Genomic DNA, 15,461 nt, shown 5'->3' on the forward strand with positions numbered 1-15,461 from the left:
GCCTCCTCTCCCAAAGGGCCGTGGCAGCCTGTCGCCGTTTCTTACCGGTGGTGGCTCGTGCCGGTGCTACCGGCGGGGCCGGCGCTCGCGCCGGGCGGCGGTCAGTTGACGCTGACCCCGCTCCAGGCGGCCGCGACGGTGTTGTACTCGGTGCTGGTGGCGCCGTACAGGTCGGAGGCGGCCTTCAGGGTCGCGGTGCGGGCGGCCTTGTAGTTGGTGGTGGAGGTCATGTAGACGGTCAGCGCGCGGTACCAGATCGCGGCGGCCTTGGTCCGGCCGATGCCGGTGACCGTCGAGCCGTTGGAGGTCGGGCTGTTGTAGCTGACCCCGTTGATCACCTTCGCGCCGCTGCCCTCGGCCAGCAGGTAGAAGAAGTGGTTGGCGACGCCCGAGGAGTAGTGGACGTCCTTGTTGCCGACGGTCGAGGACCAGTAGTCGGCCGAGGCGCCGTCCTTGGAGGGCTTGTCCATGTAGCGCAGCGGGGTGCCGTTGCCGTTGATGTTGAGCTTCTCGCCGATCAGGTAGTCCCCGGGGTCGGCGGCCAGGTTGGCCGACCACTCGACCATGGTGCCGAAGATGTCCGAGGTGGCCTCGTTGAGGCCGCCGGACTCGCCGGAGTAGATCAGGCCGGCGGTCGCCGAGGTGACGCCGTGGCTCATCTCGTGGCCGGAGACGTCGATGGCGGTCAGCGGGTGGGTGTTGCCGGAGCCGTCGCCGTAGGTCATGCAGAAGCAGGAGTCGTCCCAGAACGCGTTGACGTAGTTGGTGCTGTAGTGCACCCGGCTCGCGGCGCCCACGCCGTTGTTCTTGATGCCGTTGCGGCCGAAGGTGTTCTTGTAGTAGTCCCAGGTGGCCGCCGCGCCGTACTGGGCGTCCACGGCCGCGGATTCGCGGTTGGACGGCAGGCCGTTGCCGAAGCTGTTGGTGGTGTTGGCGAAGAGCGTTCCGCTGCCCGAGGTGCCGCCCTTCAGGTCCGTGGTGGACTGGTTGCCCCGCGAGGCGTCCTTGAGCTGGTAGGACGTGCCGCTCTGGGTGGTGGTCAGCGTGACGGAGCCGACGTTGACGCCGTTGCCGGTGCCGGTCGCGGTCTGCACCTTCTCGTCGGTGGAGAGCACCGCGCCGGTGGCGGCGTCGGTGACCACTTCCTGGCGGCTCGGGGTGCCGTCCGCCCGCTGGCCCTCGACCACGGTGCGGTGGGCGAGCCGCGGGGTGCCGTCGGCGGCCCAGACGACCAGCTCGGGGGTGCCGGCGCGGTCGACCCGGCTGAGCGCCGCCTGGTCCTTGTCGGCGGTGAGGCCGACGGTCGCCCGCACCGCGGCGGTGGCCCGCTCGGCGGCCTGGGGCGCGGCGAGGCCCGGCGTCAGGCTGGGCACCGAGAGCTGCCCGGCGAAGGCGCGGTCGACGGACTTCACCGCGCCGTCGGCCTTCTGGTGGACGACCAGGTCGCCGCCGACCACCGGCAGGCCCGCGTAGGTCCGGTCGTAGCGCAGGTGGCGGGTGCCGTCCCGGTCCACCACGACGTCCTTGGGGACCAGCTTCTCCTGGCCGCCGAGGGCGAGGGCCTGGGCGACCGGGGCGCTCTGGCCGGAGGCCAGCGCGAGCAGCGCGGACTGCTGCTGCGCGGCCGAGGGGGTGGCGGCCTGGGCGGGGGCGGCGGCGATCTGGACGACGCCGGCCAGCAGGGCGGTGGCGGAGAGTACGGCTCCGACAGTCAGCTTTCGCTTCACGTACGGGGGTTCCTTCCACGAGACCCGCGGGTGCGTGCGGGTGCGCCGCGTACCGGGGCGCCGGGGTTGGCGCCTTGGGGGCGGTAGGGCGCGGACGTGCCGTCCCGTGCGGTTCCTGCCCTCCGCCGGAATCGGGTGGGGCGGCGAAGAGTTGGACGGGACTTGGTCAGAAGCATGACAATCGTTTGCAGGGATGGACAGGCCGCCTCCCGGGATTGGCAAGGAACCGCCAAATCCCGGTAAGGATGGTTCGGTTGCCGTCCGTTGACCGCTTTCCGGCGGTTCGTCCCCCTGGCGGGACCCCGCCAGCCGCACGGGCTTGACAGCGGCTGTGACGCACGACACCCGGCGGCGCCCGGTGGCCGTCGCGCGGGTGCCCGGGGCGGGGACGCGCGGACGCCCGGGCCCTCCCGTCGGAGGCCCCGGGCGTCCGGTGCGCCGGTGCGGTGCGTCAGTTGACGTTGACCCCGCTCCAGGCGGCCGCGACGGTGCTGTACTCGGCGCTGGTGGCGCCGTACAGGTCGGAGGCGGCCTTCAGGGTCGCGGTGCGGGCGCCCGCGTAGTTGGTGCTGGAGGTCATGTAGACGGTCAGCGCGCGGTACCAGATCTGCGCGGCCTTGTCCCGGCCGATGCCGGTGATCGACGAGCCGTTGGAGGTCGGGCTGTTGTAGCTGAAGCCGTTGACCGTCTTCGCGCCGCTGCCCTCGGCGAGCAGGTAGAAGAAGTGGTTGGCGACGCCCGAGGAGTAGTGGACGTCCTTGCTGCCGACCGTGGAGGACCAGGAGTCGGCCGAGGCGCCGTCCTTGGAGGGCTTGTCCATGTAGCGCAGCGGGGTGCCGTTGCCGTTGATGTTGATGAGCTCGCCGATCAGGTAGTTCGGCGGGTTGGAGGGCAGGTTGGCGTAGAACTCGACCATGGTGCCGAAGATGTCCGAGGTGGCCTCGTTGAGGCCGCCGGACTCGCCGGAGTAGTTGAGGTTGGCGGTGGCGGAGGTGACGCCGTGGCTCATCTCGTGGCCGGCCACGTCGAGTTCGGTGAGCGGGTGGGTGTTGCTCGCGCCGTCGCCGTAGGTCATGCAGAAGCAGGTGTCGTCCCAGAAGGCGTTGACGTAGTTGCTGCCGTAGTGGACCCGGCTGGCGGCGCCGACGCCGTTGTTCTTGATGCCGTTGCGGCCGAAGGTGTTCTTGTAGAAGTCCCAGGTCACCGCCGCGCCGTACTGGGCGTCCACGGCGGCGGACTCCGCGTTGGAGGCCAGGCCGTTGCCGAAGCTGTTGGTGGAGTTGGCGACCAGGGTGCCCGAGCCGGAGGTCTTGTTCTTCAGGGTGTAGGTGGCCTGGCCGCCGCGGGTGGCGTCCTTGAGCTGGTAGGAGGTGCCGCTCTGGGTGGTGGTCAGCGGGACGGAGCCGACGAAGACGCCCTTGCCGGTGCCGGAGGCGGTCTGCACCTGCTCGTGGGTGGAGAGCACCGTGCCGGTGGCGGCGTCGGTGACCAGCAGCTGACGGCTCGGGGTGCCGTCGGTGCGCACGCCCTCGACCGTGGTGCGGTACGCCAGGCGCGGGTTGCCGTCGGCGGCCCAGACGACCAGCTCGGCCTTGCCGGTCTGGTGCACGGCGGCCAGCGGGGCCTCGTCCTTGTCGGCGGTGATGCCCACGGTGGACTGCACGGCGCCGGTCGCCTGGTCGGCGGCCTGGTCGGCGGGGATCTTCGGGGTGAGGCTCGGCAGCGCGAGGCTCGCGCCGGTGGCCTTGTCCACGGAGGCGGTCGAGCCGTCGGCCTTCTGGTGCACCACCAGGTCGCCGCCCAGGACGGGGAGGCCGGCGAGGGTGCGCTCGTAGCGCAGGTGGCGGGTGCCGTCGGCGTCCACCACGGCGTCCTTGGCGACCAACTGCTCCTTGCCGCCCAGGGCCAGGGCGTGCGCCACCTTGGCGGCCTGGCCGTTGGCCAGGGCTATCGGGTCGACGGCGGCACCGGTGTGCGGGGCGGGGGCGGCCATGGCCGCGGTGCCCTGGACGACGCCGGTGAGCAGGGCGGTGGCGGAGAGTACGGCGACTGCGGCGAGCTTTCGCTTCACGAACGAGTCCTTCCGGGAAACCGCGGTGGGCGCGGTCGCGCGGCGTTCCGGGGGCCGGGGACGGCACCTGAGGGGCGGAACGGGCGCTGGCGTGCGGGCCCCGTGCGGTTCGGAGCGGCTTCGCCACCGGTGGGTGGGGGTGGTGGCTACCGAACGGGGATGATCGAAAGCATGACAATCGAGCAAATCAAATGACAGGTCTTGCTCATCAATTGGCCAAGTCCCGCCAGAACGAGGGATTGTGAACGAGCGGACAAAAGGGGCGAATCGCTCGCTCTTGCGGCGGGTTACCACCCGAACCGAGGCCTGCCGGCGCGGCGACGTGCCGGTCCGGGTCCAACGCCGTTGCGTCGGGGGTGCGTTGCCGCCCGTTCACACCGGCGCAATGTCCCGGTATGGACATGGCCGTCCGATTGGCGGGATCCCGCCACGTGTTGCACTTGTCCACCATCAGGACGGCTGGTAGCACACGTCCCGTCCGCCGGTACGGTAAGGAGGTGGCCAAGCCCCTCGCTCTCGACTTCGACCCGATCGCCCGCGCCGACGAGCTGTGGACCCGCCGCTGGGGCGGGGTCCCCTCGATGGCGGCGATCACCTCGATCATGCGCGCCCACCAGATCCTGCTGTCCCGGGTGGACGCGGTGCTCAAGCCGTACGGGCTGACCTTCGCCCGCTACGAGGCGCTGGTGCTGCTGACCTTCAGCCGGACCGGGGAGCTCTCGCTCTCCAAGATCGGCGAGCGGCTCATGGTCCACCCCACCAGCGTCACCAACACCGTCGACCGGCTGGAGCGGGCCGGTCTGGTCGCCCGCCGCCCCAACCCGCTGGACGGCCGCGGCGTGCTGGCCGCGATCACCGGGCGCGGCCGCGAGGTGGTCGAGGAGGCCACCCGGGAGCTGATGGCGATGGAGTTCGGCCTGGAGGAGTACGACGCCGAGCAGTGCCGCCAGGTGTTCGACCTGATCCGCCCGCTGCGGGTCGCGGCCGGCGACTTCACCGAGCCGACCGAGGGGGCTGCGAAGGAGCGGGCGTGAAGGCGGCTACCCTCGTGTGAGCGGTGCCCGGATCCGGGCGTACCGGCCGTACTGCCGAGCGAGGCGAGGAAGATCATGAAGGCGACCCCCCTGCTGGGCTGGTACCGGGCCCTGGCCATCGCGACCGGTGTGGCACTCCTGGTGTTCTGCGGCTTCATGGTCGCGAAGTACGGCTTCGACACCGCCAAGGAGGTGACCATGTACGTCGCGATGCTGCACGGCTACCTCTACATCGGCTACTTCGTGGTGACCTTCATGCTCGGGCAGAAGCTGAAGTGGCCGCTGGGCCGGCTGGTGCTCACTCTGGCGGCGGGTTGCATCCCCTTCCTCTCCTTCGTCTTCGAGCGCAAGGTGGCCGCCGAGGCCGCCGCGAAGCTCCCGGCGGGCTCCGGCGCCCGCCAGCCGGCCGGGGTCTGAGCCCGGCCGTCCGCGCCTTCGAGAGCGCCCCTCCCCGACGCGGGCAGGGGCGCTCTTCCGTGTCCGCCACCGGGTATCCATCGACAATTACTAGGACGTCCGAGTAAATTGGTAGGACGTCCTACTAGCTGTGCCGCCCGCGTCGTGGCGGCCGTACGGAGCGGAGTTCGAGGTCATGGACGCCGAGGAGATCGAGCGCGGCCGGCAGCGCTGGCAGCAGCGGTACGACAAGGCCCGCAAGCGCGACGCGGACTTCACCACCCTCTCCGGCGACGAGGTCGAGCCGGTCTACGGCCCGCCCGCCGGGCAGGCCTACGAGGGCTTCGAGCGGATCGGCTGGCCGGGCGAGTACCCGTACACCCGCGGTCTGCACCCGACCGGCTACCGGGGCCGCACCTGGACCATCCGCCAGTTCGCCGGGTTCGGCAACGCCCAGCAGACCAACGAGCGCTACCGGATGATCCTGGACGCGGGCGGCGGCGGCCTCTCGGTCGCCTTCGACATGCCCACCCTGATGGGCTACGACTCGGACGACGCCAAGTCGCTCGGCGAGGTCGGCCACTGCGGCGTGGCCATCGACTCGGCCGCCGACATGGAGGTGCTGTTCGCCGGCATCCCGCTCGGCGAGGTCACCACCTCGATGACGATCAGCGGCCCGGCCGTGCCGGTGTTCTGCATGTACCTGGTCGCCGCCGAGCGCCAGGGCGTGGACCCGGCGGTGCTCAACGGCACCCTCCAGACGGACATCTTCAAGGAGTACATCGCGCAGAAGGAGTGGCTCTTCGCCCCCGAGCCGCACCTGCGCCTGATCGGCGACCTGATGGCCTACTGCGCCGAGGGCATCCCCGCCTACAAGCCGCTGTCGGTCTCCGGCTACCACATCCGCGAGGCCGGGGCGACGGCCGCGCAGGAGCTGGCCTACACCCTCGCGGACGGCTTCGGCTACGTCGAGCTGGGCCTGTCCCGCGGCCTGGACGTGGACGTCTTCGCCCCCGGCCTGTCCTTCTTCTTCGACGCGCACCTGGACTTCTTCGAGGAGATCGCCAAGTTCCGCGCCGCGCGCCGGATCTGGGCCCGCTGGATGCGCGACCGCTTCGGTGCCAAGACCGACAAGGCGCAGTGGCTGCGCTTCCACACCCAGACCGCCGGCGTCTCGCTGACCGCGCAGCAGCCGTACAACAACGTGGTCCGCACCGCGGTCGAGGCGCTGGCCGCGGTGCTCGGCGGCACCAACTCGCTGCACACCAACGCCCTGGACGAGACCCTGGCGCTGCCCTCCGAGCAGGCCGCCGAGATCGCCCTGCGCACCCAGCAGGTGCTGATGGAGGAGACCGGCGTCGCGAACGTGGCGGACCCGCTGGGCGGTTCCTGGTACGTCGAGGCGCTGACCGACCGGATCGAGCAGCAGGCCGAGGCGATCTTCCAGCGCATCCTGGACAAGGGCCGCGAGGACCACGAGATCGGCCCGATCACCTCCGGCATCCTGCGCGGCATCGAGGAGGGCTGGTTCACCGGGGAGATCGCCGAGGCGGCCTTCCAGTACCAGCAGTCGGTGGAGAAGGGCGACAAGCGCGTGGTCGGCGTCAACTGCCACCCGCGCAGCGTCACCCCCGAGCTGGAGATCCTGCGGGTCAGCCACGAGGTCGAGCGCGAGCAGGTCCGGGTGCTGCGCGAGCGCAAGGCGGCCCGCGACGAGGCGGCCGTCCGGGCCGGGCTGGACGCCATGCTGGCGGCGGCGCGCTCCGGCGAGTCGATGATCCCGCCGATGCTGGACGCGGTGCGCGCCGAGGCGACGCTGGGCGAGATCTGCGACGCACTGCGCCAGGAGTGGGGCACGTACCAGGAGAACGCGATGTTCTGACGGCCGCCGGCCGGTCACGCGGCCGCCCGTACGGGATTCCGGAGGGGCGGCCGCGCCGTGTCCGGGGCCGGTCAGCCGGCGGTGAGGGGCCCGAGCAGCAGGTCGGTGAACCGGCGGGTCCACTCGGGGGTGATCGGCTCGCCGCTGACCAGGACGCGGTGCTCGACGGTGCCCGCGATGGTGTCGAAGATGATGTCGACCTCCTCGCGGGCCGCCGTGTCGTCGGTGTCCGCGTCCAGTTCGCCGCGTGCCTGGGCGGCCGCCCGGCCCTGGCGGACCAGCCGTTTCTGCGGGTCCACGATGGACTCGCGGATCCGGTGCCGCAGCTGCCGGTCGCGGGTGCCCTCGGCGAACAGCGCGAGCAGCGCGGCCTGGGTCTCCGGGCGGGCCAGCAGATCGGCGAACTGGGCGACCACGGCCTCGATGTCGGACCGCAGGCTGCCGAGGTCGGGCATCACCAGCTCGTCGAAGAGGCTGGCGACGGCGTCCACCACCAGTTCGTTCTTGGAGGGCCAGCGGCGGTAGAGGGTGGTCTTGGCGACTCCGGCGCGGCTCGCCACGTGGCCCATGGTCAGTCCGCCCCAGCCGAGTTCGGCCAGGGTCTCGCGGGTGGCGTCGAGGATCGCGCGGTCGGCGGCGGCGCTGCGCGGACGGCCCTTGGCCCGGGCGGCGCCCGCAGGCTCCGGGGACGGACCCGTCTGCTCCGGGCTCGTCCGGTCCGGGCGCTCCGGGCTGTCCGGGGTCCCTGGGGGCTGGGCGGCCGGCACCGGGCCTCCTTGCGATCTACTGGTAAGTAACTTGGGTGGGGCTGGTAACGGTAGCGACTGTTCGCCCGTTCGGGCAGCCGGGCACCCCGGGAAAGTGGGGCAGGTCACGTCCCCGAACCGCCGGTGGGGCTTGCGGGCGGGGCACCGGCTCCAGTTACGCTACGACTCGTAGCGAAAGCAGCGACAACCAGGCGCCGCACCCGTGGGACGGGAGTGGCGCGGGCGCGGGTGGGGATCCGCGCCGAATCGTCCAGGCTACCGGGGGAGGGGCGCCGCGCCCGGGAACCCGCACCGCGCGGCCCGCGCGGGGCGACTTTCCCGAGGTTGGTGCCCGCGAGCAGCGCGGACGGGGGAGGATGGTGCCATGCAGCCACGGAATTCGCGTCTCAACAGTGCCGCCCTGCGCGGTGCGGTCGACCTCGCCGCAGTGAAGGCGGCCGGCGAAGCCGCCCAGAAGGCCGAGCTGGCCCGGGCCGAGCGGGCCCGTCAGGCGGCCGCCGCCGACTCGGACGGGTCTGCCGTCGCCCAGTCCGGCCACCAGCTCGTCATCGACGTCACCGAGGACACCTTCGAGGCCGAGGTCGTCCAGCGCTCCACCGAGGTGCCGGTCGTCATCGACTTCTGGGCCGAGTGGTGCGGGCCCTGCAAGCAGCTCAGCCCGGTCCTGGAGGGCCTGGTCGAGGAGTACGCCGGCCGCTTCGTGCTCGCCAAGATCGACGTGGACGCCAACCCGCTGCTCTCCCAGCAGTTCGGCATCCAGGGCATCCCGGCCGTGATGGCCGTGGTCGCCGGCCAGCTGGTGCCGCTGTTCCAGGGGGCGGAGAGCGCCGCCAACATCCGCAAGATCCTGGATCAGCTGATCCTGGTCGCCGAGCAGCGCTTCGGCGTGGCCGGCGGCGTCGCCGGCGTCCCGGGCGAGGCCGCGGCCGCCGCCCCGGAGCGCCCCGAGGACCCGGCACTGGCCGCCGCGCACGACGCGCTGGACGCCGGTGACCTGGACGGCGCGATCCGGGCCTACGAGAACGTGCTGGCCGAGGAGCCGGGCAACACCGAGGCCAGGCTGGGCCTGTCCCAGGCCGAGTTGCTGAAGCGGGTCGAGGGCCTGGACCTCCAGGCCGTCCGGACGGCGGCGGCGGCTTCCCCGAAGGACGTCGAGGTCCAGCTCCAGGCGGCGGACCTCGACCTGGTCGGCGGTCACGTCGAGGACGCCTTCGGGCGTCTGGTGGACACCGTCGGGCGGACGGCCGGCGAGGACCGGAACGCCGCCCGGGTGCGCCTGCTGGAGCTGTTCGAGGTGATCGGCCCGGAGGACCCGCGGGTCGTCGCGGCCCGTACGGCGCTGGCGCGCGTGCTGTTCTGAGGCCGCGTCGGCCGCGTCGGGCACGTCGCCTGGCACGTCCGTTGACCTGCGGTGTCGTCGGGCGATTTGGCGACAATCCGATCAACGGGTCAGAGCTTTATCAAATCTTGATTTCACCCGTGGGCGGTCACATCGTGTGACCGCCCACGGGTGTTTCGTCGGCGTTTCCAGCGGATTTCGCCATCGCGTTCTCTCCAGGGCGTCACGCACGGTGCAACTCGGGTCGATTCCATGATCAACTTCATCTGGTGTTGGATTACCCGTCAGTAAGGAACCCCTTGTGCTTGGCCCGGGATTCAAGCACGATCGGCCACGCCCGGTCCCTGACTCCGACACCCGCCGACCCCCGGTCGGCCTCGCGGAGCGCGGGATCCCCACCGGGTGATCCGTCGGCCCCGGCCGACGGGAGGGAGGGCAGGGGGGTATCCGCGGTCCCACGGCGGTTCCTGTCCTTCGACCGGCCGCGCGGCCCTGCGCGGTCGCTGGTTGTCGCTCGGGGGTGATCGCCGATGTCGTCGGTCCTGCCCGCCGCCCCACAAGGTCGGCCGGTGCTCGGCCGGGAGGGCCGCTGTCCGCGGACCGCTCCCGGGTCCGACGACGCCCATGGCGCTCTCCGCTACCGAGGACGTAGCTCTCTCCCATCCCAGTCCCCCACCGGTGCCGAACACACCACCGGGGAGCCGGAGATGTACGTCCTAGAAGGAGGACTCGCATGTCCCAGGCCTATGGCAAGACCCGCTGGAAGCGCTTCGCCCTGGTGATGGTGCCGAGTGTCGCGGCCACCGCGATGGTCGGCGTCTCGATCGCCAACAGCGCGCTCGCCGCCTCGTTCAGCATTTCCGGCCAGGCGTTCAAGGTGACGGCCAGCCACATCGAGGGCAAGAACTTCGCCCAGTTCGGCACCGTCGACGTCGAAGCCGGCGGCACGCTGCACCCGGTCGCCGTCTCGGCGTTCGACTCGGCCGACATCACCAACATGTGCCAGTCCGTGGTGACCGACCTGACCAAGTTCGGTCTGGGCAAGATCACCCTCCAGCTGAAGGCCGGCGGCAACGGCACCCCCGTGCACGCCGACAACCTGCTGATCGACATGGAGTCGCTGAAGGCCGACGCGACCTTCGAGCAGATCGACATCGGCAAGGACGCCTCCACCCTCAACGGCACGGCGACCCAGGGCTGGACCCCCCACCCGGGTGTCTCGGCCGCGGGCGGTGGCAAGGGTCTGCCGACCGGCGCCACCGGCTTCTCCCAGGCCGCCAAGACGGCCAAGCTGGACAACGTCGAGCAGTCCGCCCGTGCCACCTCGGCCGGGAAGTTCGTGCTCAACGGCCTGAACCTGTCGCTCAAGAACGGCGACGGCCCGGACAACGAGTGCTACTGAGCCCTGCCTGACGGCGTGCCGACGGGCACGCCGGACGGACGGGTCCCTCGTGGGCCGGGGGCGGCGGGTTCCGCCGCTCCCGGCTCGACGCCAGTCGATTCCCCCTCGTAGCGATTCCGAGGAGCCGCACCATGTCCAGCGCAACGGTCGAAACCCGGACCGGCCGCCAGAATCCGCTCGGGGCGGTCTGGCGGGGCTTCCGCACGTTCCGTCGCACCAGGCCCTTCTGGGGCGGCCTGCTGGCCATGACCGCCGGCGTCCCGATCCTCTACTTCCCCTACGCGCACCTCGAACTCGGCAGCGTGACCATCGCGATGTCGACCACCGCGGGTGCCGGTTCGCTGCTCATCGGCGTGCTGATGATCGCCCTCGGCCTCGCCGGGTGGTTCCAGCAGGCCGTCCGGGTCTTCGCGGGCATCGCGACCATCCTGCTGACGCTGGTCTCGCTGCCGATGTCCAACCTGGGCGGCTTCGGCCTGGCCCTGCTGCCCGGCCTGATCGGCGGCGGGCTGCTGGTCTCCTGGGCGCCGGTCCCGGAGCCGGCGGACGGGGTGACGGCCGAGCCGACGACCGCCGCGCCGACGACCGCCGAAGGGGCCGCCGCCCCGCAGCCGGTCGGCACGGTCCACCAGGAGGAGGCGCGGTGACCGGGCCGGCCGAGCAAGCCGACGGCACGACCGTTCCCGCGCAGCGCTCCGGCCGGCACGCGGCCCCGCGCACTCCCGTACGGGTCCGGCTGCGGGGCCGGGCCCTGGCGATGGCGGCGGTGCCGACCGCGCTGCTGATGGCCGCGGCCTACACGCCCCATCCGGCGGTCGCCGAGTCGGCGGCGGGCAAGCCCTGCGGCACCGCGCCGGCCATCGTGCCGGACGTGGCGCCGCTGGAGACGCCGGTGCCCAAGAGCGAACTGCCCGAGCCGCCGCCTGGCCCGCCCGGTGCGTCGGGTCCGGCCTCGACCGCCCCGGTCCCGACCGGGCCGTCGACCGATCCGGCCTCGGTGCCGACCCAGGTGCCGACCACCGCGCCCGCGCGGCAGCCCACCGCACCGGTCGAGCCCTCGGCCACCGGCACGCCCGTAGCCGTGGCTACGGCCCCGGCCGGGCCGGTCGGCGACCTCCTCGGCGGTCTGGGCAAGCTGTTCGACCCGAAGGGTCCGTCGAGCCCGGGTCCGATCCCGACCGGCGTGCCGGCCACCGCGCCGACCACCGCGCCCGCCACCCCCGCGGCATCCGGCACCCCGGTGCGGCCCGCCCCGGGGGCCGCGCCGACCGCCGAGACGACTCCGTCCGCCGACGCGCCCTCGCCCACCGCCACCGCGAGCGGCAGGCCGAGCACCGGGCCCACGCCGTCCACCGGGGCATCGCCCTCGGCCGGTGCGTCGCCCTCCGCCGACGCCTCCCCGACCGCCACGCCCACCGAGAACCCCGACTGCGACGTGGACACCCGCGGCCTGACCGCCGGTGCGGCGGCCCCCGGGCACGTCGTCCCGGAGCAGAACTGGACGTTGAAGACCAGCCGACTCGCCCTGCACGGCGCGGCCTTCCACGGCGTCTACGACGTGAGGACCCCGACCGGCAGCAAGCGCGTGCTGAAGTTCGTGGTCGACAGCGTGGACATCGACAATCTCGACATGTCGACCCTCCAGGGCAACGGCGTGACCTTCCACGTCCAGGGCCGTCCGGGCTCCACCTCGACCATGCGCGACAGCCAGGTCACCATGTACGTCGAGCGGCTGTCCGGCCACCTCTCCAAGGTGCTCGGCCTGCCGATCCCGATCGACCTGGGCGAGATCACCCTCACCCCGGACACCCTGCCGCGCTGGCTGTACGACCTGATCGGCTCCGTCCCGATCCCGCTGGACCTGGAGCTGACCGGCGTCACCGCCAAGCAGGCCGGTCAGTTCGGCGGCACCCTGCACATCCCGGGGATGCGCCTGTTCAACGACGACGCCCCGTACAGCGACGAGTGAAACGCGTGGGGCGGCCCTCCCGAGGGAGGACCGCCCCACGCGTTCAGGCCTGACGGAGGCTCACTCGCTCCGGGTGCCCAGGTGGTGCACCTGCACCATGTTGGTGGTGCCGGGGATGCCGACCGGGACACCGGCGGTGACGATGACGGTCTCGCCCTCGCCGAGCCGGCCCATCCGCAGCAGCTCCCGGTCGACCTGCGCGACCATCGCGTCGGTGGTGGCGACCTGCTCGGTCACGTACGCCTCGACGCCCCAGCTCAGCGAGAGCTGGTTGCGGGTGGCGGCGTCCGGGGTGAAGGCGATCACCGGGATCGGCGAACGGTAGCGGGACAGCCGGCGGGCGGTGTCACCGGACTTGGTGAAGGCGACCAGTGCCTTGCCGTCCAGGAAGTCGCCCAGCTCGCACGCCGCACGGGCGACCGAGCCGCCCTGGGTGCGCGGCTTGCGGCCCGGGTTGAGCGGCTGGAGGCCCTGGGAGAGCAGCTCCTCCTCGGCCCGCACGCAGATCCGGCTCATGGTGCGGACGGTCTCGACGGGGTACTTGCCGACGCTCGACTCGGCGGACAGCATGACCGCGTCGGCGCCGTCCAGGATGGCGTTGGCGACGTCGGAGACCTCGGCGCGGGTCGGGCGCGAGGCGTGGATCATCGACTCCATCATCTGGGTGGCGACGATGACCGGCTTGGCGTTGCGGCGGGCCAGGGTGACCAGCTGCTTCTGGACCAGCGGGACCCGCTCCAGCGGGTACTCCACGGCCAGGTCGCCGCGGGCGACCATGATGGCGTCGAAGGCGAGGACGATCTCCTCCATGGCCTCGACGGCCTGCGGCTTCTCGATCTTGGCGATGACCGGCACCCGGATGCCGACCTCGTCCATGACCTCGTGGACGTCCTTGATGTCGTCCGCGTTGCGGACGAAGGACAGGGCGATCATGTCGACGCCCAGGCGCAGCGCGAAGCGCAGGTCGTCCTTGTCCTTCTCGGACAGGGCGGGCACGTTCACGGCCGCGCCGGGCAGGTTGATGCCCTTGTTGTTCGAGAGCACGCCGCCCTCGATGACCACGGTCTTCACCCGCGGGCCGTCGACGCTGACGACCTCCAGGGCGATGACGCCGTCGTTGATCAGGACCGGGTCGCCGGGCTTCACGTCGCCGGGCAGGCCCTTGTAGGTGGTGCCGCAGATGTGCTGGTCACCGGGGACGTCCTCGGTGGTGATGGTGAACTCGTCGCCGTTGTCGACGGTCACCGGGCCGTTGGCGAAGGTCGCCAGACGGATCTTCGGACCCTGGAGGTCGGCCAGGACGCCGATGGCCTTGCCGGTGTCCTCCGAGACCTGGCGGACCTTGCGGTACCGCTCCTCGTGGTCCGCGTGGTTGCCGTGGCTCATGTTCAGTCGGGCGACGTTCATGCCCGCCTCGACGATGGCCTTCAGCTGTTCGTAGGAGTCCGTCGCCGGACCCAGGGTGCAGACAATTTTCGCTCGGCGCATATGGATCAGTCTATCCGTTCGTGTTATAAGCGCATTCGGCATGTACCGGGAGGAATCGCCGACGAAGCGTCCCGAGGAGTGGGACGGATTCGTATCAGTCCTCGGACTCGCGGCGTTCCCGGTGCACCAGTGCGAAGGCCTGTCGGGCGATCTCCAGCTCCTCGTCGGTGGGCACCACGGCGACCGTCACCCGGGCGTACTCGGGGGAGATGATCCGGGCCTCGCCGGACCGCACCGAGTTCAGCTCCGGATCCACGGCGATGCCCAGTTCCTCCAGTCCCGCGGTGGCCGCCGCGCGCACCGGCGCGGCGTTCTCCCCGACACCCGCGGTGAACGCGATCGCGTCCACCCGGCCGAGCACCGCGTAGTAGCCGCCGATGTACTTGCGCAGCCGGTGGACGTACGCGTCGAACGCCAGCTTCGCGTCCTCGTCCCCGATGTCCGCCCGCTGCATGATCTCGCGCATGTCGTTCTCGCCGCACAGCCCGCGCAGGCCGCTGCGGCGGTTGAGCAGGTCGTCGATCTCGTCCACGGACAGCCCGCCGACCCGGTGCAGGTGGAACACCACGCCGGCGTCGATGTCGCCCGACCGGGTGCCCATGACCAGCCCTTCCAGCGGGGTGAGGCCCATCGAGGTGTCGACGCAGCGGCCGCCGCTGACCGCCGAGGCGGAGGCTCCGTTGCCCAGGTGCAGCACGATCACGTTGACCTCGGCCGGGTCCCTGCCGAGCAGCCGGGCGGTGGCCCGCGAGACGTACTGGTGCGAGGTGCCGTGGAAGCCGTAGCGGCGCACCCGGTGCCGGTCGGCGACGTCCTTGTCGATCGCGTAGCGGGCCGCGCACTCGGGCATCGAGGCGTGGAAGGCGGTGTCGAAGACGGCCACCTGGGGCAGGTCGGGGCGCAGCGCGCGGGCCACCTCGATGCCGGTGATGTTGGCGGGGTTGTGCAGCGGGGCGACCGGGATCAGCCGGCGGATCTCCGTGACCACGTCGTCGGTGATCACGGTCGGCTCGGTGAACCGCAGGCCGCCGTGCACCACCCGGTGGCCGATCGCGGCCAGCTCGGGGGAGTCCAGCCCGAGGCCGTCGGCGGCCAGCTCGTCGGCGACGGCCTTGAGCGCGGCCGCGTGGTCGGGGAAGGGCTGGACGCTCTCGCGCGGCCCGCCGGTGCGCGGGGTGTGCGCCAGCCGCCCGCCGGCCTCGCCGATCCGCTCGACCAGCCCGGAGGCCAGCCGGGCCCCGTCCAGCATGTCGATCAGCCGGTACTTCACCGACGAGGAGCCGGCGTTCAGCACCAGAACGCGGGTACCTTCACTCATGCGCCCACCTCGCTGCGCCCGGCGGTCGCTTCGCGAAACACGCACCTGTTGACGGTTCGCTCGCTCCG

General features: G+C 71.8%; 12 protein-coding genes. 7 read left to right on the plus strand and 5 right to left on the minus strand.

Annotated elements, in window-relative coordinates; all coding sequences use genetic code 11:
* Window positions 1–101 precede the first annotated feature (101 nt).
* On the minus strand, window positions 102–1,727 hold the full coding sequence (locus tag ACFRMQ_RS13470) for a M4 family metallopeptidase (protein ID WP_380730283.1): 1,626 nt from the start codon (window positions 1,725–1,727) through the stop codon (window positions 102–104).
* A 451-nt stretch (window positions 1,728–2,178) separates the two neighbouring features.
* On the minus strand, window positions 2,179–3,798 hold the full coding sequence (locus ACFRMQ_RS13475; protein WP_380730285.1) for a M4 family metallopeptidase: 1,620 nt from the start codon (window positions 3,796–3,798) through the stop codon (window positions 2,179–2,181).
* 497 nt (window positions 3,799–4,295) lie between these two features.
* Here ACFRMQ_RS13475 and ACFRMQ_RS13480 point away from each other — a divergent pair, with 497 nt between their 5' ends.
* From ACFRMQ_RS13480 to ACFRMQ_RS13490, 3 genes are all read left to right on the plus strand, one after another.
* The gene (locus ACFRMQ_RS13480) at window positions 4,296–4,832 is read left to right on the plus strand and encodes a MarR family winged helix-turn-helix transcriptional regulator (RefSeq protein WP_380730287.1); all 537 of its coding nucleotides are present in this window, start codon (window positions 4,296–4,298) and stop codon (window positions 4,830–4,832) included.
* A gap of 75 nt (window positions 4,833–4,907) precedes the next feature.
* Window positions 4,908–5,249: a DUF3817 domain-containing protein gene (locus ACFRMQ_RS13485; protein WP_380730289.1), complete on the plus strand. Its 342-nt coding sequence runs from the start codon at window positions 4,908–4,910 to the stop codon at window positions 5,247–5,249.
* 175 nt (window positions 5,250–5,424) lie between these two features.
* Window positions 5,425–7,110 carry a methylmalonyl-CoA mutase gene (locus ACFRMQ_RS13490; protein WP_380730316.1) on the plus strand — a complete coding sequence of 562 codons (1,686 nt, stop codon included), beginning with the start codon at window positions 5,425–5,427 and terminating at the stop codon, window positions 7,108–7,110.
* Between the two features lie 71 nt (window positions 7,111–7,181).
* On the opposite strand, the gene ACFRMQ_RS13495 is transcribed toward ACFRMQ_RS13490, so the two are convergent.
* The gene (locus ACFRMQ_RS13495) at window positions 7,182–7,877 is read right to left on the minus strand and encodes a TetR/AcrR family transcriptional regulator (RefSeq protein WP_380730291.1); all 696 of its coding nucleotides are present in this window, start codon (window positions 7,875–7,877) and stop codon (window positions 7,182–7,184) included.
* Between the two features lie 364 nt (window positions 7,878–8,241).
* Between ACFRMQ_RS13495 and ACFRMQ_RS13500 the strand changes: the two genes are divergently transcribed.
* The 4 genes from ACFRMQ_RS13500 to ACFRMQ_RS13515 all read left to right on the plus strand — a co-directional run bounded on the left by ACFRMQ_RS13500 (window position 8,242) and on the right by ACFRMQ_RS13515 (window position 12,587).
* The gene (locus ACFRMQ_RS13500; protein WP_380730294.1) at window positions 8,242–9,237 is read left to right on the plus strand and encodes a tetratricopeptide repeat protein; all 996 of its coding nucleotides are present in this window, start codon (window positions 8,242–8,244) and stop codon (window positions 9,235–9,237) included.
* A gap of 712 nt (window positions 9,238–9,949) precedes the next feature.
* Complete coding sequence (locus tag ACFRMQ_RS13505) at window positions 9,950–10,618, plus strand: DUF6230 family protein (RefSeq protein WP_380730296.1); 669 nt, start codon at window positions 9,950–9,952, stop codon at window positions 10,616–10,618.
* Window positions 10,619–10,749: 131 nt separating this feature from the next.
* A complete protein-coding gene (locus tag ACFRMQ_RS13510; protein ID WP_380730298.1) occupies window positions 10,750–11,265 on the plus strand; it encodes a DUF6114 domain-containing protein in 516 nt (171 codons plus the stop codon).
* Window positions 11,262–12,587, plus strand: a complete 1,326-nt coding sequence (locus ACFRMQ_RS13515; RefSeq protein WP_380730300.1) for a hypothetical protein — start codon at window positions 11,262–11,264, stop codon at window positions 12,585–12,587. The genes ACFRMQ_RS13510 and ACFRMQ_RS13515 overlap by 4 nt, the downstream gene beginning before the upstream one ends.
* A gap of 60 nt (window positions 12,588–12,647) precedes the next feature.
* Here ACFRMQ_RS13515 and pyk read toward each other — a convergent pair whose 3' ends face one another.
* Window positions 12,648–14,075, minus strand: a complete 1,428-nt coding sequence (gene pyk, locus ACFRMQ_RS13520; protein ID WP_380730302.1) for a pyruvate kinase — start codon at window positions 14,073–14,075, stop codon at window positions 12,648–12,650.
* 94 nt (window positions 14,076–14,169) lie between these two features.
* Window positions 14,170–15,393, minus strand: coding sequence for an acetate kinase (locus tag ACFRMQ_RS13525; protein ID WP_380730304.1), 1,224 nt, complete (start codon window positions 15,391–15,393; stop codon window positions 14,170–14,172).
* Window positions 15,394–15,461 lie beyond the last annotated feature (68 nt).

Source organism: Kitasatospora sp. NPDC056783 (genome assembly GCF_042789895.1).
Taxonomy (GTDB): Bacteria; Actinomycetota; Actinomycetes; order Streptomycetales; family Streptomycetaceae; genus Kitasatospora.